Annotated in this window: 22 protein-coding genes; 13 read left to right on the forward strand and 9 right to left on the reverse strand. The window is 57.9% G+C overall.

The annotated features are described in order from the left end of the window. Positions 1-182: 182 nt before the first annotated feature. Positions 183-941, reverse strand: a complete 759-nt coding sequence (locus CFII64_RS06750; protein ID WP_020290036.1) for an endonuclease/exonuclease/phosphatase family protein — start codon at positions 939-941, stop codon at positions 183-185. Between the two features lie 126 nt (positions 942-1,067). Next, complete coding sequence (locus tag CFII64_RS06755; protein WP_044901188.1) at positions 1,068-2,267, reverse strand: MFS transporter; 1,200 nt, start codon at positions 2,265-2,267, stop codon at positions 1,068-1,070. 166 nt (positions 2,268-2,433) lie between these two features. On the opposite strand from CFII64_RS06755, the gene CFII64_RS06760 reads away from it, so the two are divergent. After that, positions 2,434-3,567 carry a lactonase family protein gene (locus CFII64_RS06760; protein ID WP_020290038.1) on the forward strand — a complete coding sequence of 378 codons (1,134 nt, stop codon included), beginning with the start codon at positions 2,434-2,436 and terminating at the stop codon, positions 3,565-3,567. A 74-nt stretch (positions 3,568-3,641) separates the two neighbouring features. On the opposite strand, the gene CFII64_RS06765 is transcribed toward CFII64_RS06760, so the two are convergent. From CFII64_RS06765 to CFII64_RS06775, 3 genes are all read right to left on the reverse strand, one after another. Then, the gene (locus CFII64_RS06765; protein ID WP_080290802.1) at positions 3,642-5,231 is read right to left on the reverse strand and encodes an ABC-F family ATPase; all 1,590 of its coding nucleotides are present in this window, start codon (positions 5,229-5,231) and stop codon (positions 3,642-3,644) included. A 276-nt stretch (positions 5,232-5,507) separates the two neighbouring features. Continuing rightward, positions 5,508-5,876 (reverse strand): type II toxin-antitoxin system HigA family antitoxin, encoded by a 369-nt coding sequence (locus CFII64_RS06770; RefSeq protein ID WP_020290040.1) that lies wholly within the window; start codon positions 5,874-5,876, stop codon positions 5,508-5,510. A 3-nt stretch (positions 5,877-5,879) separates the two neighbouring features. Continuing rightward, positions 5,880-6,182: a type II toxin-antitoxin system HigB family toxin gene (locus tag CFII64_RS06775; RefSeq protein ID WP_020290041.1), complete on the reverse strand. Its 303-nt coding sequence runs from the start codon at positions 6,180-6,182 to the stop codon at positions 5,880-5,882. 156 nt (positions 6,183-6,338) lie between these two features. Between CFII64_RS06775 and CFII64_RS30025 the strand changes: the two genes are divergently transcribed. The 3 genes from CFII64_RS30025 (at position 6,339) to CFII64_RS06785 (ending at position 7,440) form a co-directional block, all read left to right on the forward strand. Continuing rightward, positions 6,339-6,479 (forward strand): hypothetical protein, encoded by a 141-nt coding sequence (locus tag CFII64_RS30025; RefSeq protein ID WP_020290042.1) that lies wholly within the window; start codon positions 6,339-6,341, stop codon positions 6,477-6,479. A 91-nt stretch (positions 6,480-6,570) separates the two neighbouring features. Then, positions 6,571-7,014: a hemerythrin domain-containing protein gene (locus CFII64_RS06780; protein WP_020290043.1), complete on the forward strand. Its 444-nt coding sequence runs from the start codon at positions 6,571-6,573 to the stop codon at positions 7,012-7,014. Between the two features lie 81 nt (positions 7,015-7,095). After that, a complete protein-coding gene (locus CFII64_RS06785) occupies positions 7,096-7,440 on the forward strand; it encodes a hypothetical protein (RefSeq protein WP_020290044.1) in 345 nt (114 codons plus the stop codon). 67 nt (positions 7,441-7,507) lie between these two features. Here CFII64_RS06785 and CFII64_RS06790 read toward each other — a convergent pair whose 3' ends face one another. Continuing rightward, positions 7,508-7,825: a hypothetical protein gene (locus tag CFII64_RS06790; RefSeq protein WP_154232568.1), complete on the reverse strand. Its 318-nt coding sequence runs from the start codon at positions 7,823-7,825 to the stop codon at positions 7,508-7,510. A gap of 115 nt (positions 7,826-7,940) precedes the next feature. Then, positions 7,941-8,270 carry a DUF6388 family protein gene (locus CFII64_RS06795; RefSeq protein WP_020290046.1) on the reverse strand — a complete coding sequence of 110 codons (330 nt, stop codon included), beginning with the start codon at positions 8,268-8,270 and terminating at the stop codon, positions 7,941-7,943. 287 nt (positions 8,271-8,557) lie between these two features. On the opposite strand from CFII64_RS06795, the gene CFII64_RS06800 reads away from it, so the two are divergent. The 8 genes from CFII64_RS06800 (at position 8,558) to CFII64_RS06835 (ending at position 15,071) form a co-directional block, all read left to right on the forward strand. Beyond that, positions 8,558-9,409, forward strand: coding sequence for a transporter substrate-binding domain-containing protein (locus CFII64_RS06800; RefSeq protein ID WP_044901189.1), 852 nt, complete (start codon positions 8,558-8,560; stop codon positions 9,407-9,409). 63 nt (positions 9,410-9,472) lie between these two features. After that, positions 9,473-10,135, forward strand: coding sequence for an amino acid ABC transporter permease (locus CFII64_RS06805; protein ID WP_020290049.1), 663 nt, complete (start codon positions 9,473-9,475; stop codon positions 10,133-10,135). A gap of 12 nt (positions 10,136-10,147) precedes the next feature. Beyond that, the gene (locus tag CFII64_RS06810) at positions 10,148-10,810 is read left to right on the forward strand and encodes an amino acid ABC transporter permease (protein ID WP_020290050.1); all 663 of its coding nucleotides are present in this window, start codon (positions 10,148-10,150) and stop codon (positions 10,808-10,810) included. Beyond that, the gene (locus CFII64_RS06815; protein WP_020290051.1) at positions 10,807-11,598 is read left to right on the forward strand and encodes an amino acid ABC transporter ATP-binding protein; all 792 of its coding nucleotides are present in this window, start codon (positions 10,807-10,809) and stop codon (positions 11,596-11,598) included. Before CFII64_RS06810 ends, CFII64_RS06815 begins: the two co-directional genes overlap by 4 nt. Before the next feature lie 30 nt (positions 11,599-11,628). Further along, positions 11,629-12,015, forward strand: coding sequence for a RidA family protein (locus CFII64_RS06820; protein ID WP_020290052.1), 387 nt, complete (start codon positions 11,629-11,631; stop codon positions 12,013-12,015). Between the two features lie 105 nt (positions 12,016-12,120). Further along, positions 12,121-12,885, forward strand: coding sequence for an IclR family transcriptional regulator (locus tag CFII64_RS06825; RefSeq protein ID WP_020290053.1), 765 nt, complete (start codon positions 12,121-12,123; stop codon positions 12,883-12,885). Between the two features lie 16 nt (positions 12,886-12,901). Next, on the forward strand, positions 12,902-14,107 hold the full coding sequence (locus tag CFII64_RS06830; protein WP_020290054.1) for an amino acid deaminase: 1,206 nt from the start codon (positions 12,902-12,904) through the stop codon (positions 14,105-14,107). 19 nt (positions 14,108-14,126) lie between these two features. Continuing rightward, positions 14,127-15,071: a sugar kinase gene (locus CFII64_RS06835; RefSeq protein ID WP_020290055.1), complete on the forward strand. Its 945-nt coding sequence runs from the start codon at positions 14,127-14,129 to the stop codon at positions 15,069-15,071. Positions 15,072-15,076: 5 nt separating this feature from the next. Here CFII64_RS06835 and CFII64_RS06840 read toward each other — a convergent pair whose 3' ends face one another. Beyond that, a complete protein-coding gene (locus tag CFII64_RS06840; RefSeq protein WP_020290056.1) occupies positions 15,077-15,352 on the reverse strand; it encodes a peptidylprolyl isomerase in 276 nt (91 codons plus the stop codon). Positions 15,353-15,553: 201 nt separating this feature from the next. On the opposite strand from CFII64_RS06840, the gene CFII64_RS06845 reads away from it, so the two are divergent. Next, positions 15,554-16,729 (forward strand): PilT/PilU family type 4a pilus ATPase, encoded by a 1,176-nt coding sequence (locus CFII64_RS06845; protein ID WP_020290057.1) that lies wholly within the window; start codon positions 15,554-15,556, stop codon positions 16,727-16,729. Position 16,730: 1 nt separating this feature from the next. Here CFII64_RS06845 and CFII64_RS06850 read toward each other — a convergent pair whose 3' ends face one another. Further along, entirely contained in the window at positions 16,731-17,501 is a 771-nt protein-coding gene (locus tag CFII64_RS06850; RefSeq protein ID WP_020290058.1) for a 3-hydroxybutyrate dehydrogenase, read from the reverse strand. Positions 17,502-17,510: the final 9 nt, after the last annotated feature.

Raw genomic sequence — 17,510 nt, forward strand, 5'->3', positions numbered from 1 at the left:
GTCAGGGAGGCGGTCAGCTCGTGCCTGCGGGCCACGCTAAAACGCACGGCATGTCAGATCAGCGACATTGCGTTTTTCCATGTGTAATAGGTAGTTGCATCTCAAGTACAGAAGCGAACCAGCCCCCCGTCAAGTAAATGACCGACGGATGGTTTGCGCAGAACGCCAGCTTTTGCGGGGTATTAGAGGTGAACTTCCACCGCAAGCGGCAGGTGATCAGACAAATGCGTCCAAGGGCGGCTGCCGAGGATTTGCGGCGAGTGGCTGCTGGCATTGCGCAAATAGACGCGATCCAGACGCAGCATTGGAAAGCGCGCGGGATAGGTCTTGGCCAATAACCCATGATGGCGCTCAAAGGCTTCGTGCAGATAATCACACCGCGCCAACGTCGCGTTACCCCGCAACTGCCAGTCGTTGAAATCCCCGGCAATAATGACCGGCGCGTGGCTGGGCAGGGAGTCCAGCAGTTTGCACAGCAGATCCAGCTGCAATTGCCGATGACTTTCCAGCAGGCTCAAATGGACGCAGATCGCATGCACCTCATCGTGTCCCGGCACCTGTAATACGCAGTGCAGCAGCCCGCGCCGTTCCGGGCCGGTGATGGAAATGTCGAGATTGCGATGGCTCAGAATCGGGTACTTGGAGAGCAGGGCGTTACCGTGATGGCCGTCGGGGTAAACCGCATTGCGGCCGTAGGCAAAATCGCTCCACATGCTGTCGGCGAGAAATTCGTAATGGGAAGTAACGGGCCAGTCATGATGGCGTGAGGCGTGACCGTCGTGGCTACCCAGCACTTCTTGCAGGAATACCAGATCGGCGCCGGTACTGCGTACGGCTTCGCGCAGTTCCGGAAGGATGAAGCGCCGGTTGAACGCCGTGAATCCCTTGTGGGTATTGACGGTCAGGACACGCAGCTTGTGAACATCCGGGCTGTTGCTCATGTCCACTGCATTACCATTCAAACCAGCAGGATCAGGGGGCACACGAACGCTCCTAAGTACGGCAAATGTCTAAATGGGACTGATGCGTACGCTGGCAGTTCATCTTTTTTGGCCGCCGATGCCTCGTCAAATCCTGGGGCGGCGTGACAGCATCACCGTAAGCATCAACCCGCCAATCGACAGCAGCGATGCGAAGAAAAAGATCGAGGCGTATCCCATTCCCAGAGCGATAGCGCCCATCACCGGTCCGGCAATCGCCAGGGCAAGATCGAAGAACACCGCGTAGGCACTCAAGCCGGCACTGCGACTGGAAATCGGCACTTGCTTGATTGCTTCAACGCCCAATGCCGGGTAGACCAGGGACAACCCAAGCCCCGTCAAACCGGCACCCGCCAGGGCAAAACCGGTATTGGGCGAAAGCCACAACAGCACCAGCCCCAGTGTTTCCACACCCATGCAGACGATGGCCGAGGTGAAGCCCCCAAGGCGGTTGATTGCACCGATGAACAGCAGGCGGGCAAGAATGAAACAAATCCCGAACACGCTCAGGCAATACGCGGCGCCTTCCCATCCGCGGCTGACGTAGAACAGCGTGATGAACGTGGTCATCGTGCCATAGCCGATTGATGCCAGCGTCAGGCTGACGCCATACGGTGCGATGCGTCCGAACACCGACCAGAACGGCAGGCGTTCACCCTTGATTACCGGGATCGAAGGTTTGTTGCGGATGATTATCAAGGCCACTATCGCCATAGCCGTCAAGGCAAGGCCGATACTGAAGAAGCCGACATCGCGCGTCATCACATAACCCAATGGCGCGCCGATGGCGATAGCCCCGTAGGAAGCGATGCCGTTCCAGGAAATCGCCCGGGCTGTATGGTCCGGCCCGACCTTGCCAATACACCAACTGATGCTGCCGACGCCGATAAGGCCTTGGGAGACGCCGATGAACAGCCGCGCAATGATCAGGACCGTCAGGCTCACCACCGGCGCGCTTTCCAGCAACGTCGCAACCGAGGTCAGCACGCCGCTGATGGCAATCCCGGACATGCCGTAAACAATCGCCAGTTTGGTGCCGATGGTGTCGCAGACCCTGCCGGCCAGTGGACGGCTGAGCAGTGTGGCCAGATATTGCGAACCAATCGTCAGACCTGCGATGACTGCGCTGAATCCCAGCTGGTCGTGCACGTAGCTGGGCATTACAGCAATCGGCAAACCGATGCACAGAAACGCGATAAAGGTGTAGAGCACGATGGAGACGATCTGCAAGGTGATCGTCATGGAACTGACTTCAACTGGAGGTGGTGGCGTGAAGGCGGAGGACATGGGCTCGTTCGCTGGCAAGCGTTAGGGAGTGCCACATCATGGCTTGAGATTCCGGCAAAAGGAAGCATGCTAACGATGTAGTTTATTTATTTGTAAACAAATATTGCCGGCGCTCCTTGTCAGTCATAGGATGACTGACCACAACCATAAAAATAAAGGATCTCTCGTGAGTAAACCCCTTCTTCTGGCTGCTGCGGTGGCCTGCGGTCTCAGCTTTCAAGCCCATAGCGCAACATTCGCCTATATCTCGAGCCCCGGCGACGGCTTCATTTCCCAATACGGTCTTGATGAAAAAACCGGCGCGCTCAATTTGATCGAGCAGACTCCGGCTGGAAGTCAGGTCAATCCCATGGCGCTCACCCCGGATGGCAAAGTGTTGTTTGCAGCATTGCGGGTCAAACCTTATCAGGTCGTGGGTTTCAGCATTGATCCCAAGACCGGCCATCTGAGCCAGATTTCCAAAGGGCCACTGGCCGAGAGCCTGGCCTATCTGTCGACGGATCGATCCGGGAAGTTCCTGTTGGGCGCCTCTTATGGCGGGAATCTGCTCAGCGTGCAGGCCATCGACAAGAATCATCAGCCCAGCGACACCATTCAGACCATCAAGACCGGTCCCCACGCGCACTCGGTGCGTACCGACCCGAGCAACCGCTTTGCCTATGCGGGCAATCTGGGTTCGGACCACGTCTTGCAGTTTCGTCTTGATGACAAGGCCGGCACGCTGACCCCGATTGGCGACGGCTATGTCAGCGTTCCGACCAAGACCGGCCCACGGCATCTGGCGTTCTCGGCAGACGGCAAGTTCGTTTACGTTGTTGGGGAAATGAGCGGTACGGTCACCGCGTTCTCCATCGACGCGCAGAGCGGGGCGTTGACGCAGATTTCTTCGGTAAATGGCATTCCGCCGCGCCTGAATCTGGTCCACGGGGAAGTGCGCGACGCCAGCAACAATGACTTGAAAGACGACCCGACCCCACGCATCTGGGCAGCGGACCTGCGTATGTCTCCCGATGGCAAGCTGCTGCTGATGACCGAACGCACCACCAGCTCGGTCTCGGCATTTTCGGTCGATGCCAGCACTGGCGCGCTGACCTTTCTCGATAACTACCCGGTCGAGGAGAAGCAACCGCGCAATATCGCTTTTTCACCCAATGGCAAATGGCTGTTGGTAACCGGCGAGAAAAGCGCCACAGTCGGCGCGTATGCCGTTGGCGGCGATGGCGCGTTGAAGCGTGTCAGCGAAGCGCCATCCGGCAAGGGCGCCTTGTGGATCGAAGTCCTGCAACAGACCGCTGAATAAGCTCCACACCTGAACGCAAAAGCCCCGTCACGATGGACGGGGCTTTTGCTTGTAAGCGCTCTGAAAAAACTAAATCAGAACACCACGCCCTGGCTGCGCAGGTAATCGTCGTAGGTGCCGCTGAAGTCGACCACGCCGCTTGGGCTCAGCTCGATAATGCGGGTTGCCAGCGAGGAAACGAATTCACGGTCGTGGCTGACGAAAATCAGCGTGCCCGGATAGTTTTCCAGCGCCAGGTTCAGCGCTTCGATGGATTCCATGTCCAAGTGGTTGGTCGGTTCGTCCATGATCAGCACGTTCGGCTTTTGCAGGATCAGCTTGCCGAACAGCATGCGACCTTGCTCACCACCGGAAATCACTTTGACCGATTTCAGGATGTCGTCGTTGGAGAACAGCATGCGGCCCAAAGTACCGCGAACGACTTGCTCGCCACCTTGAGTCCAGCGACCCATCCAGTCGAACAGGTTGGATTCATCTTCGAAGTCAGAAGCGTGATCCTGGGCGTAGTAGCCCAGCTCAGCCGCGTCGGTCCATTTAACCGTACCGGCATCCGGCGACAGCTCGTTGACCAGCGTGCGCAGCAAGGTGGTTTTACCGATGCCGTTCGGGCCGATGATCGCGACGCGCTCGCCGGCTTCAACGGTAAAGCTGAAGTCCTTGAACAGCGCTTTGCCGTCAAAGCCTTTAGCCATGTTCTCGACGATGACTGCCTGACGGTGCAGCTTTTTGGTCTGCTCGAAACGAATGAACGGGCTGACACGGCTCGAAGGCTTGACCTCGGCCAGGTGGATCTTGTCGATCTGCTTGGCGCGGGAGCTGGCCTGCTTGGATTTCGAGGCGTTGGCTGAGAAGCGGCTGACGAACGCTTGCAGTTCGTTGATCTGCGCTTTCTTCTTGGCGTTGTCCGACAGCAGTTGCTCGCGGGACTGGGTCGCCACGGTCATGTACTCGTCGTAGTTGCCCGGGAACAGACGCAGCTCGCCGTAATCCAGGTCGGCCATGTGCGTGCAGACGCTGTTCAGGAAGTGCCTATCGTGGGAGATGATGATCATCAGGCTGTTGCGCTGGGTCAGAATGTTTTCCAGCCAGCGAATCGTGTTGATGTCCAAGTGGTTGGTCGGTTCATCGAGCAACAGCACTTCAGGATCGGAGAACAACGCCTGAGCCAGCAACACTCGCAGTTTCCAGCCCGGCGATACTTCGCTCATCGGCCCGCTGTGCTGCTCGATGCCGATACCCAGGCCCAACAGCAGCTCACCGGCACGGGATTCGGCGGTGTAACCGTCCATTTCCGCGAACTCGGTTTCCAGCTCGGCAACGGCCATGCCGTCGTCTTCGGTCATTTCCGGCAGCGAATAGATGCGATCACGCTCGGCCTTGACCTTCCACAGCTCTTCGTGACCCATGATCACGGTATCAAGCACGGAAAACTCTTCGTAAGCGAACTGGTCCTGGCGCAACTTACCCAGACGCACGTTCGGCTCCAGCATCACCTGCCCACCCGAAGGCTCCAGATCATCGCCGAGGATCTTCATGAAGGTGGATTTACCGCAGCCGTTGGCGCCGATCAGGCCATAACGGTTACCGGCACCAAACTTGACCGAGACGTTCTCGAACAAGGGTTTTGCGCCGAACTGCATCGTGATGTTTGCTGTGGAGATCAATTACCTTACCTTCAATGACTTGGAGTTGGCTGAATGCAGCCGATACCGATTTGATACCCGTTTCCGTCTTTTCTCAGGGCGTTTGACCCGAGTCTGAGGCCTTTCTTTGGGCCATATCTATTCAGCAATCTGCGACCTGTGTGTCGGACTGCTGCAAATGAATGCGGGATTCATGCCGAATTTGGCGCGCATTGTCGCACAGACTGGATGGCAGTTGTATGGCGGGGGAAATAAGAGGGCAAGATGCGGCGGAAATCGTCGCGCTGCGCTTCCGGTTTAGCGCTTTGCAGGCTTGATCAGGCTTTCTGCTGAAATTCCAAACATCTCGTGCAGTCTCCAGATCATTGGCAAGGTCAGCGATCTGGTCCCATTTAAAATCTCATAGACCCGGTTTGGCCGGCCAATAGCAGGTACTAGATCAGCCACCGACAGCCCAGATTGCTCCATGCGAAATCTGATGGCGTCGACTGCATCAGGTAGATCCATCGGGAAGTGCTTTGCCTCATAGGCCTCAATTAACGTAATCATCACGTCAAACCAGTCACCTTCTGAGGAACCGGGCTCAGGTTCTTTATCAAACAAGGGGGAGACCGCTTTGAGGGCTGCGCGATAGTCCTCGTCGTTGTGGATAGGTCTAATTTCCATGGGTTACTCCATCTCAACAGTGTCAGCATCTATTGCGTCGTATTGCCTGTGGGTGCCGACGAATTTGATGTAAATAGCGCCGTAGCGGTACGCCACGGCAGCTACCAATCGGTAGTCGTTGCCTTTGATGTTGAACACGACGCGCCGACTTTTCAGAATGCTCGCACTACGATACTGAGCTTTGACGTCCGCAGGACTTGACCAACTCGCGTTTTTTGCTTCATCGATCCAGGCAAGAAAGGACTGCTCCGAATCCGGGTATTTTTCCCAGAAGGCTTTCAGGTGGCTGGTGGCGATAATTCTCATGGGCGAGATTTTAGTCCCGCAATGGGACTAAGGGCAAGCCGTTGTTGGCCACGCGTGCTGTAAGACGCTTCGTCTTGCATTCGATAAGGGCAGCAAAGGAACTGAACCCGCTCGCCGCGGCCTCATTAATACCTGTCATTCAAAGAGGATCCGCTGATGAGCGAGCAAAAGAAAGACGCGCCCAAAGACTCTCCCAAAGACGCTCCGAAACAGCACACGCCGGCGCACTCGACGCCCGAAGAAAAAGAACGGCTCAAGGACTTCAACAAGGACGGAATTCCGCCTGGCGTTTATTGATGGGTGGCCGTGGCGGGTGGAACGCTGATCTTGCGTGGCGGTCTAGTGCATATCGCTTCCACCCTTGGGAAGCCAGTCTGGAGTAGCGCCGTTGAATATTTTCGAAGCCTTGCGTGAAAGTCATGATCGCCAGCGTGGTTATGCAGAAAATCTGGTTCGCACCAGTGGCGACAGCCAGGAACGCGTGGATGCCTACAAACAGCTCAAGGCCGAGCTGCAGGCCCATGAAACCGCGGAAGAGCGCTTCTTTTATATCCCGCTGATGGCCCATGACAATGGTGTGGACCTGAGTCGACACGCGATTTCCGAGCATCATGAGATGGATGAAATGATGGAAGAGCTCGACGAAACGGAGATGTCCAGTCCGAGCTGGCTTGCCACGGCCAAGAAGCTGTCCGAGAAAGTGCATCACCATTTGAAGGAAGAAGAGCAGAAGTTCTTCCAGATGGCGGGCAAACTTCTGGATGAAAAGCAGAAGGAGTCACTGGCCGGTCAGTATGTGAAAGAGTACGAAGAGCAACTGGCTGAAGCCTGATAGCGTCTTCAGGCTCGCCGGACAAGCGATGCACGGACGGCGAACGTGTAGAATCGGCTTTTTTCGCCTTCAAGGATTGCCATGAAGCTGTTGATTGGGGCTGTTGCGGCGGTGCTGCTGGTTGGCTGTACCTCACCGTCAAATCAGGCCCGCGCTGTCGGGCCTTACAAGGTTTACGCCACGCAGAAGGCCGCGAACGTTGTTGCGCAGTGCGTGGAATATGCCTGGCAGGACGCAGCCATGGTGGGACTGGACCCTGAAGCGTTCATGCGCTCCAGTGCTGACGGCTTCACGGTCTACACGACCGGCGCCGAGTACTTTGTCGATGTGAAGCCGCAAAGCGGCAAGACCGTCCTCAACTTCTACGCCGCACCAGACACCATGCCGGCTGATCGACGCGGCGCGGCCTTGGCGACTTGCCTGTAATACGCAGCATGCAACGCACAAAAAAATGGCCCGGGATTATCCCGGGCCATTTTTTGTTGCAAGGCTGTTAGTTGTCGTCAGAACCTGACGCACCACCCCCGGTGCCGTTGGGGCCGTTCTTGTTCGGGCCGCCGGTCTTGCCAACGCCACTGCCGGTATCACCGCCATCAGCGGATTTACCTGCGCCGGTCCCCGTGCCACGGCCATAGGCATCGGCATCTGTGCTGCCGCTCGGGGCGCTCGGATGGGTGCCAGGCGGCATGGCTGAACCGCTTTGGGTAGCGCCACCGGTTTCAGGTTTGACAGGCCCGGTACTCGACTCGCCTGCCGCGAAGGCGGACATGCTAGAGATGGAAAGCAGGCCGGTCAGAACAAGGCTAGTCATCTTTGACTTCATCATGGGTACGTCTCCTGGTTATGAGCGTTACCTGATATTGGTCAATTCTGACGGCCCCATCGTGCCCTGATCTGCGACGAACGGTCATACGCCTTGCATCGCTTCAGGGCGCAATCCCGTGCAGTTCGCAGTACTGCGTCCATTCCATGCCGGCCATTTCGGCAACTTCCTTGTGGACTTCGCGTCGCTGATTTTCAAACTCTTCGGGCGACTCGGCAGTGAGTTGCAAGGTCAATTCCCAGGCGAAAAAACCCAGGCGTTGCGCTTCTTCCTCGAAGGCTTCGTGCAGGCGTTCTTCACGATATTGCTGCGCGGTGACACCCGCTGCTTGAGCGGCAAGAGGATTGAGGTGTTCGAGTTCATCCTGAAGTTGCGGATGAGCCGCGAGGAAGCGGGTCAGGGCGATCTGGTGTGGATGTTCGGTTTGAGTCATGCAGGCTCCAAGAGACACATCGAGGATCAATCGAGTGCGCGGTTGTAGCGCAGACCGCACTCGATTGAGGCCTTGCTACCCGGCCGTTGCCTTCAGTAGCAAATCAGTCGTGCATGGTAGCTGCATCCCTCTGCTTAATCACGAAGCTATCTCTATGATCTCGATGGAATTTCCCTACCCATGTTTTTTCAACGCCAGCCGTGGCACACTTCCTGCTGTCCATTCCGTTGTTACATACTATGTTCCGTTATAGCGGAACTAACTCATTCTTCGGTGGAGTTCATGTCATGGGTAGCGGACTTTTCTCTTTAAAAACGTGTGCAGGTGTCGTTGCGGCGATGGCTGTGCTGATCGGCGCGGCGCATGCAGCGGACGCCAGCAAGCTGGACAGCGTGTTGCAGCGCGGCAAGCTGGTCGTCGGTACGGGCAGCACCAATGCGCCTTGGCACTTTCAGGGCGCGGACGGCAAGTTGCAGGGCTTTGATATCGACATCGGCCGCATCATTGCCAAAGGTTTGTTCAATGACCCGAGCAAAGTCGAATTCGTGGTGCAGTCCTCGGACGCGCGCATTCCCAACCTGTTGACCGACAAAGTCGATATCAGCTGCCAGTTCATCACGGTCACCGCCAGTCGCGCCCAGCAAGTGGCTTTCACCTTGCCGTATTACCGCGAAGGCGTGGCGTTGCTGCTGCCGGCCAACAGCAAGTACAAGGAAATCGATGACCTGAAAGCGGCCGGAACAGGCGTCATCGTCGCCGTGCTGCAAAACGTGTATGCCGAAGAACTGGTGCATCAGGCATTGCCGCAAGCCAAGGTCGATCAATACGACAGCGTCGATTTGATGTACCAGGCGATCAATTCCGGGCGTGCCGATGCCGCCGCTACCGATCAGTCGTCGGTGAAATACCTGATGGTGCAAAACGCCGGTCGTTATCGCTCGCCAGCTTTTGCCTGGAGTCCGCAAACCTATGCCTGTGCGGTCAAACGCGGCGACCAGGATTGGCTGAACTTCGTCAATACCGCCCTGCATGAAGCCATGACGGGCGTTGAGTTCCCGACGTACGCAGCGTCGTTCAAACAGTGGTTCGGCGTGGACCTGCCAACCCCGTCGATTGGCTTCCCGATGGAATACAAGTAATCAGAACCTGACTGACGGGGCAGGGATGACAAGGCCGTCGTCCCGTTCCAGGTATTGCTGACCATGAATTATCAATTGAATTTTGCCGCGGTCTGGCGTGACTTTCCCAGCCTGCTGGCGGGGCTGGGATTGGGGCTGGAACTGGCCCTGATTTCCATCGCGATCGGTTGCGTGATCGGCCTGATGACGGCGTTTGCGCTGCTGTCCCGGCATCGCGTGCTGCGCTTTGTTGCGTCGGTGTATGTGACCGTGATCCGCAACACCCCAATTCTGGTGTTGATCCTGTTGATCTACTTCGCGTTGCCAGGCCTGGGTATTCGTCTGGACAAACTGGCGTCGTTCATCGTGACCCTGTCGCTGTATGCCGGGGCTTACTTGACCGAAGTGTTCCGCGCGGGATTGTTGAGCATTCACAAGGGCCAGCGCGAAGCCGGCCTGGCGATCGGGCTTGGGGAATGGCAGGTCAAGGCTTACATCGTGGTGCCGGTCATGCTGCGCAATGTATTGCCAGCCTTGTCCAATAATTTCATTTCGCTGTTCAAGGACACGTCGCTGGCAGCTGCCATTGCGGTGCCGGAACTGACCTATTACGCGCGCAAGATCAATGTCGAGAGCTATCGGGTCATTGAGACCTGGCTGGTGACCACCGGATTGTATGTGGTGGCCTGCTATGTGATCGCCATGCTGCTGCGCTACCTCGAACAACGCTTGGCCATTCGCCGCTAGGAGGCCTGACTTATGTACGAACAACCTTCCTGGCTGCATGAGCTGTGGATTGCCAGGGAAACCTTGTGGGCAGGCTTTTTGACCAGTGTGCAATGCTCGGCTCTGGCCATCGTCTGCGGCACCCTGATCGGGGTGTTCGCGGGGTTGGTCCTGACGTACGGCAATGTCTGGGCGCGGCTGCCGTTTCGCATCTATGTCGATCTGATTCGCGGCACGCCGGTCTTCGTCCTGGTGCTGGCGGTGTTTTACATGGCGCCTGCACTGGGCTGGCCGATTACCGCATTCCAGGCCGGAGCCTTGGGCCTGACGCTGTTTTGCGGTTCCCACGTCGCGGAAATCGTGCGCGGCGCGTTGCAAGCCATTGCGCGCGGGCAACTGGAAGCCGGCAAGGCCATCGGCCTGACATTTCCCCAATCCTTGATGTACGTGCTGTTGCCTCAAGCGTTGCGGCAGATTTTGCCGACCTGGGTCAACTCGTCCACCGAGATCGTCAAGGCGTCGACGCTGCTGTCGGTGATCGGCGTGGCTGAGTTGCTGCTCAGTACCCAACAGGTGATCGCCCGGACCTTCATGACCCTGGAGTTCTATCTGTTTGCCGGGTTTCTTTTCTTCGTCATCAACTACGCCATCGAGCTTCTTGGGCGGCAAATCGAAAAACGGGTGGCCTTGCCATGACACAGTCTCAAACCGTGATGACCGAGCCAGCATTGCTGAGCATCGAAGGGCTGCATAAATCCTACGGCGCCGTGGAAGTACTCAAAGGCGTGGATCTGCGCATGCAAAAGGGCAACGTGGTGACGCTGATCGGCTCCAGCGGCTCGGGTAAAACCACGCTGCTGCGTTGCGTCAATCTGCTCGAAGAGTTTCAGGGCGGACATATTCGTCTGGAAGGCCAGGACATCGGCTACAGCGATATCGACGGCAAGCGGGTGCGCCATCCGGAAAAAGTCATCGCCAGCCATCGGGCCATGACTGGCATGGCGTTCCAGCAGTTCAATCTGTTCCCGCACCTGAGCGCATTGCAGAACGTGACGTTGGGCCTGCTCAAGGTCAAGAAGCTGCCCAAGGATCAGGCAGTGGCGCTGGCCGAGAAATGGCTGGATCGCGTGGGGCTGCTGGAGCGGCGCAATCACTTTCCGGGGCAGCTTTCCGGCGGTCAACAGCAGCGCGTGGCGATTGCCCGCGCCATCGCGATGAACCCCAGCCTGATGCTGTTCGATGAAGTGACGTCGGCATTGGACCCGGAACTCGTCGGCGAAGTGTTGAGTGTCATCAAGGGCCTGGCGGAAGACGGCATGACCATGCTGCTGGTGACCCATGAAATGCGCTTTGCCTATGAGGTGTCGGACCAGATCGTGTTCATGAATCAGGGACGCATCGAGGAACAAGGTCCACCCAAGCAATTGTTCGAGCAGCCAAAGTCGGCGCGCCTGGGCGAATTTTTGAAGAACATCCGTTTTTGAGTATTAACTGCCTTTTAGAGGAGAAACATCATGAGCATTACTCGTTATGGCGCAGGCAGCGTCGCCGGTGGCGGTCAACCGCGTCCTTTTGCCCGCGCCGTCGAGGCCGATGGCTGGTTGCATGTGTCCGGCCAGGTGCCAGCTGAAAATGGCGAGATCATCGTCGGCGGCATCGTTGAACAAACCCGCAAGACCATGGACAACCTGGTCGCCATTCTCACTGAAGCCGGTTATGGCCTCGAAGATGTGGTCCGCGTTGGGGTGTGGCTGGAAGATCCGCGCGACTTCTGGAGTTTCAATAAGGTATTCGGCGAATACTTCACCCCCGAACACGCCCCGGCCCGGGCCTGTGTGCAGGCCAACATGATGGTGGATTGCAAGGTCGAGATCGATTGCATTGCGTACAAGAAAAAGTGAAGTGGCAAGCGGCAGGCAGACGTTGCGATCCTTGCAGCTTGCCGCGCGTCGCTTGAAACTGCGTCACCTTTTACCGCGCTTGAGTGCGCCACGGACGAGCCAAACATGAGTGAAGATACGATCAAACGCAGGGCCCGCGGTCTGGACCGGGCGTTCGATATTCTCGATTTCCTCAAGGAAAAGGGCACGCCGCTGCGCCCCAATGAAATCGCCAGCGGCATCGGCAGCCCGAAATCAACAGTGTATGAACTGGTCGGCTCATTGCTTGAACGGCGAATTCTCGAAGCTGTCGGCAAGGATGGGCATGTCTATCTGGGTCGACAGCTGTACTTCCTTGGCCAGGCGCACCTGCGGCATTTCGATTTCACCCGGGAAGCGGAGAGTTGTCTGACTGACATCGTCAGCCAGACCCGGGAAACCGCGCAGATGTGTCTGCTCAACGGCCGCAAGTACACCGTGGCGCTGATGAAAGAAGGCGAGCGGCATTTTCGGATCTCGTCGGACATTGGTGAAAATGCGCCGATCCCCTGGACCGCTTCCGGGCGGCTGCTGTTGTGCCATCTGAGCGATCAGGAAATTGCCGACCTGATCGATCCGGAAGATTTCATCCTTCCGGACGGTGAGCGCCTGCCTATGGACAGGTTTCTGGCCGAGATCCGCCAGGCCGGGCAAGACGGTTTCTTTTCCTTCGACAGCGTCGCCGATACCTTCACCCATTGCTTTGCGGCACCGGTCAAAGACGACAAGGGTGTGTGCATTGCCACGCTGTGCATCGTCGCGCCTCGGGCCGACGCGAAAAACAATTACAACGACTATCGTCGAGTGCTGATCGCCAGTGCCAATGGCCTCGCTCGTCGAATCAACGAATAAACCCTGGAGAATTCTCATGGGCATTGCAGTGGTAGAAAAGGGCGCCGCCGCGCCAGGCGATCATCTGGTTCGCGACGTCAGCCTTCCTGCGCTGGTCATTCACCGCGAGGCGCTGGACCACAATATTCGCTGGATGCAGGCATTCGTCAGCAACAGCGGCGCAGAACTCGCGCCGCATGGCAAGACCAGCATGGTCCCGGCCTTGTTCCGGCGTCAACTGGAGGAGGGCGCGTGGGGCATGACGCTTGCCACTGCCGTGCAGACCCATGCTGCGTATGCCCATGGCGTGCGGCGGGTGCTGATGGCCAACCAACTGGTCGGCGCGCCGAATATGGCGCTGATCGCTGATCTGCTTGGCGACTCAATGTTCGATTTCCACTGCATGGTCGATCACCCGGACAACGTCACCGCGCTGGGCGAATTTTTCGCGTCGCGGGGTCTGCGCCTGAACGTGATGATCGAATACGGCGTGCCGGGCGGACGCTGCGGCTGTCGAACTGAACTGGAGGTTCTGAACCTCGCCGATGCTATCGCGGCGCAACCGTCTCTGGCGTTGACCGGCATCGAGGGTTACGAAGGCGTGATCCATGGCGACAAGGCGGTCAACGACATCCGCGCGTTTGCCGCGTCACTGGTGCGACTGGCCGTGGAGTTGCAGGACAAAGGCGCTTTTGCCCTGGATCGGCCGATTGTCACCGCATCCGGCTCGGCCTGGTACGACTTGATTGCCGAAGCGTTCGACGCGCGTCAGGTGCGCGAACGGTTTCTCGGCGTGCTGCGCCCCGGCAGTTACGTAGTACACGACCACGGTATCTATAAGGACGCCCAGTGTTGCGTGCTCGACCGGCGCAGCGAACTGACTGAAGGGCTGCGTCCGGCCCTGGAAGTCTGGGCGCATGTGCAATCGCTGCCTGAGCCGGGGTTTGCCGTGGTCGCGATGGGCAAGCGTGATGTGGCTTTTGACGCCGGCCTGCCCAATCCGATCAAGCGCTACAAAGCCGGCGAGCTGCCCGCCAAGGGCGATGACGTCAGCGCCTGCAAGGTCACGGCGGTCATGGACCAGCACGCGTTCATGACCATCGCGCCGGGTTGCGAGTTGAAGGTAGGCGACATTATCTCCTTTGGCACCTCACACCCGTGCCTGACTTTCGATAAGTGGCGCAACGGTTGTCTGGTCGATGAGCAACTGCAAGTCATCGAAACCTTCGAGACCTGCTTTTGATGGCCGGGAGAACCTGAACATGAGCGAACTGGTCAGCCACAGTCATCCGCGTATCGCCTTGATCGGCGAGTGCATGATCGAGTTGCAGCAGCACGCTAACGGTAGCCTGCAACAGAGTTTTGGCGGCGACACGCTGAACACGGCCGTATATATCGCCCGCTTGTTGGGGCGCACGGCTCAGGTGGACTATGTCACCGCGCTGGGCGACGACAGCTTCAGCGACGCCATGTGCCGCGTCTGGGAACAGGAAGGCATTGGCTTGAGTAAAGTGCAGCGCCTGCCGGGGCGTTTGCCCGGGTTGTATTGCATCCAGACCGATGCCAATGGCGAGAGACGCTTTCTGTATTGGCGAAAAGAAGCGGCGGTGCGTGATTGTTTCAACACGCCCGAGTCCGACGCCATTCTCGACGAGCTGCAAAACTATGACGTGGTGTACCTGAGCGGGATAACCCTGGCGGTGCTCGGCGAGCGTGGTCGCAAGCGGCTGCTGTCGCAGCTTGCGCACGTCCGGGCGCAGGGCGTGCGGGTGGTGTTCGACAATAACTATCGACCGCGCTTGTGGGACAGTGTCGAGCAGGCTCGTGAGGCGTATCGCGCCTGCATGGCCTGCGTCGATCTGGCGCTGTTGACCGAGGACGACGAACAGGCGCTGTTTGGTTATGCCGACAGCGAAGAGCTGCTGACGGCCTATCGCGAACGGGGCATCAGTGAAGTGGTGGTCAAGCGCGGCGCGCAGAGTTGTTTGGTGGAATCTGCCGGCGAACGCTTTGAAGTGGCCGCTCGGCCGGTAAACCTTGTGGTGGACACCACGGCGGCGGGTGATTCATTCAGTGCGGGTTATCTGTCGATGCGCCTGCGCGGCGCGAGTCCGGTGGAGGCGGCCAATGCTGGGCATCACTTGGCCAGTCTGGTGATTCAGCATCCTGGCGCGTTGATTCCGGCGAGTGTCATGCCGAATCTCTGATCCGCTCAGTCCCGATAAAACACTTGCACGAGGTGATAGCCGAACTTGCTTTTGATCGGACCATGCACGACTCGCAATGGTTTTTTGAATATGACCTGGTCGATGGCGCCAACCATCTGGCCGGGTCTGACTTCACCCAGATCGCCGCCGCGCTTGCCGGACGGGCAAGTCGAGTGTTTTTTTGCCAGCACATCGAAGGCTTCGCCTTTGGCGATACGCACCTTGAGTTGTTCGGCTTCTTCGGCGGTCTTCACCAGAATGTGGCGGGCTTGGGCTTTCATGTGACGGACGCCTGAAGAAAAAACGGCGGCCATTATCACACAACAAGCGCAGCGGTTTTTCAAAACCTGGCGCATCAGTGATTGCGTCCGGTAACCTTCTGCGGCCAAGCTACACGCCTTCTATCGATGAACTGTCGTTCGAGGCAAGCGTCGCATGCATGTGACCTATCCTCATTTACCTTATTTCGTGCGGTGCTGATTATGGATTTTCCGGCGTTGTTGAAGATTCTGGCCAGCCAGGATGGATCGGACCTTTATCTTTCCACCGGTGCGCCGCCGTGCGCCAAGTTCAACGGCGTACTCAAGCCGTTGGGCACTGAAACCCTGAAGCCGGGTGAAATTGCCGCTGTTGCGCAAGGCATCATGGATGCCGAGCAAAAGCTCGAATTCCATCGTGAGCTGGAGATGAACCTCGCGGTTTCCATGGCCGGCATCGGCCGATTCCGGATCAACATCTTCATGCAGCGCAATGAAGTGTCCATTGTGGCGCGCAACATCAAGCTGGACATTCCGCGCTTCGAAGACCTGTTCCTGCCGCCGGTGCTGCTTGATGTGATCATGGAAAAGCACGGGCTGGTGCTGTTTGTCGGTGGCACGGGTTCGGGCAAGTCCACGTCCCTGGCGGCGCTGATCGATTACCGCAATCGCCACGCCAGCGGCCATATCATCACCATTGAAGATCCGGTGGAGTTCATTCATCGGCACAAAAAATCGATCATCAATCAGCGCGAAGTGGGCGTCGACACGCGCAGTTTCCATTCCGCGTTGAAAAACACCCTGCGTCAGGCGCCGGACGTGATCCTGATCGGCGAAATCCGCGACCGGGAAACCATGGAACACGCCCTGGCATTCGCCGATACCGGCCATTTGGCGATTTCCACGCTGCACGCCAACAATGCCAACCAGGCGCTGGACCGCATCATCAACTTCTTCCCGGAAGAGCGTCGCAATCAGCTGCTGCACGATCTGGGCAATAACCTCAAGGCTTTCGTCTCCCAACGGCTGGTCAGGACTACCGACGGCAAGCGCCGTGCGGCAGTGGAAGTGATGATGGGCACGCCGACCATTCGCGACCTGATCCAGCGCAATGAACTCAACGAGCTTAAAGGCATCATGGAAAAATCCGGCGGCCTGGGCATGCAGACCTTTGATACCGCGCTTTACGAGTTGGCGATTGAGGGGGTCATCAGCGAAGAAGAGGCGCTCAAGCACGCCGACTCACTGAACAACGTGCGTCTGCGTCTCAAGCTGCATGGGGAAGGCGGCGTCACCGGTCAGCTGACCACGCCGCCACCGCCACCTATGCCCGCTGTGAGCGTGAAGGTAGCGGATTGGGGACTGGTGGATGAGCGTGATGAAGGCAAGCTGGACACCTGACTCAGCGTGCCAGCCAGCCACCGTCGACATTCCATGCCGCGCCGCGCACTTGAATAGCCGCGTCGCTGCACAGGAACAGCACCAGTTCACCGAGCTGTGAGGGTGTAACGAACTCCAGCGACGGTTGTTTTTCGGCCAGCAAATCGTGCCTGGCCTGCTGCGCGTCGCCGCTGGCCGCGGCGCGATCATCAATCTGCTGCTGCACCAGCGGGGTCAACACCCAGCCGGGGCAGATAGCGTTGCAGGTCACCTGAGTGGTCGCGGTCTCCAGCCCCACGACTTTGGTCAGGCCGATAACGCCATGTTTGGCGGCGACGTAGGCGGCTTTGCCGGTCGAGCCGACCAACCCATGCACCGACGCGATATTCACGATACGCCCCCAGTCCTTGTCACGCATGCCTGGCAGGCACAGCCGCGTGCTGTGGAACACTGACGACAAATTGATCGCAATGATCGAGTCCCAGCGTTCAATCGGGAAATCCTCCACCGAATCGACGTGTTGTATTCCGGCATTGTTGACGAGAATGTCGACGCCGCCGAATTCACGTTGCGCGTAGGCAACCATGTCCGCGATCTGTTCGGGTTGGCTGACGTCTGCCGGATGATGACCGACTTTGCCGCCGAATTGTTCGACCTCGGCGATCACCGCAGTGACATCGCCGAAACCATTGAGGATCAGGTTCGCGCCGGCCTTGGCCAGGGTCATGGCGATGCCCAGGCCAATGCCGCTGGTGGAACCGGTGACCAGTGCCGTTTTGCCTTGCAGACTCATGTTGTGTTC

Origin of the sequence: Pseudomonas sp. CFII64 (assembly GCF_000416235.1) — a bacterium.
Lineage (GTDB): Bacteria > Pseudomonadota > Gammaproteobacteria > Pseudomonadales > Pseudomonadaceae > Aquipseudomonas.

What these genes read in the sequence shown, in the direction of transcription:
- CFII64_RS06750 (WP_020290036.1), bottom strand. Translation starts at nt 941, where the DNA reads ATGAGCAACAGCCCGGATGTTCACAAGCTGCGTGTCCTGACCGTCAAT.
- CFII64_RS06755 (WP_044901188.1), bottom strand. Translation starts at nt 2,267, where the DNA reads ATGTCCTCCGCCTTCACGCCACCACCTCCAGTTGAAGTCAGTTCCATG.
- CFII64_RS06770 (WP_020290040.1), bottom strand. Translation starts at nt 5,876, where the DNA reads ATGGAAATTAGACCTATCCACAACGACGAGGACTATCGCGCAGCCCTC.
- CFII64_RS06775 (WP_020290041.1), bottom strand. Translation starts at nt 6,182, where the DNA reads ATGAGAATTATCGCCACCAGCCACCTGAAAGCCTTCTGGGAAAAATAC.
- CFII64_RS30025 (WP_020290042.1), top strand. Translation starts at nt 6,339, where the DNA reads ATGAGCGAGCAAAAGAAAGACGCGCCCAAAGACTCTCCCAAAGACGCT.
- CFII64_RS06785 (WP_020290044.1), top strand. Translation starts at nt 7,096, where the DNA reads ATGAAGCTGTTGATTGGGGCTGTTGCGGCGGTGCTGCTGGTTGGCTGT.
- CFII64_RS06790 (WP_154232568.1), bottom strand. Translation starts at nt 7,825, where the DNA reads ATGACTAGCCTTGTTCTGACCGGCCTGCTTTCCATCTCTAGCATGTCC.
- CFII64_RS06795 (WP_020290046.1), bottom strand. Translation starts at nt 8,270, where the DNA reads ATGACTCAAACCGAACATCCACACCAGATCGCCCTGACCCGCTTCCTC.
- CFII64_RS06800 (WP_044901189.1), top strand. Translation starts at nt 8,558, where the DNA reads ATGGGTAGCGGACTTTTCTCTTTAAAAACGTGTGCAGGTGTCGTTGCG.
- CFII64_RS06805 (WP_020290049.1), top strand. Translation starts at nt 9,473, where the DNA reads ATGAATTATCAATTGAATTTTGCCGCGGTCTGGCGTGACTTTCCCAGC.
- CFII64_RS06810 (WP_020290050.1), top strand. Translation starts at nt 10,148, where the DNA reads ATGTACGAACAACCTTCCTGGCTGCATGAGCTGTGGATTGCCAGGGAA.
- CFII64_RS06815 (WP_020290051.1), top strand. Translation starts at nt 10,807, where the DNA reads ATGACACAGTCTCAAACCGTGATGACCGAGCCAGCATTGCTGAGCATC.
- CFII64_RS06820 (WP_020290052.1), top strand. Translation starts at nt 11,629, where the DNA reads ATGAGCATTACTCGTTATGGCGCAGGCAGCGTCGCCGGTGGCGGTCAA.
- CFII64_RS06825 (WP_020290053.1), top strand. Translation starts at nt 12,121, where the DNA reads ATGAGTGAAGATACGATCAAACGCAGGGCCCGCGGTCTGGACCGGGCG.
- CFII64_RS06830 (WP_020290054.1), top strand. Translation starts at nt 12,902, where the DNA reads ATGGGCATTGCAGTGGTAGAAAAGGGCGCCGCCGCGCCAGGCGATCAT.
- CFII64_RS06835 (WP_020290055.1), top strand. Translation starts at nt 14,127, where the DNA reads ATGAGCGAACTGGTCAGCCACAGTCATCCGCGTATCGCCTTGATCGGC.
- CFII64_RS06840 (WP_020290056.1), bottom strand. Translation starts at nt 15,352, where the DNA reads ATGAAAGCCCAAGCCCGCCACATTCTGGTGAAGACCGCCGAAGAAGCC.
- CFII64_RS06845 (WP_020290057.1), top strand. Translation starts at nt 15,554, where the DNA reads ATGGATTTTCCGGCGTTGTTGAAGATTCTGGCCAGCCAGGATGGATCG.
- CFII64_RS06850 (WP_020290058.1), bottom strand. Translation starts at nt 17,501, where the DNA reads ATGAGTCTGCAAGGCAAAACGGCACTGGTCACCGGTTCCACCAGCGGC.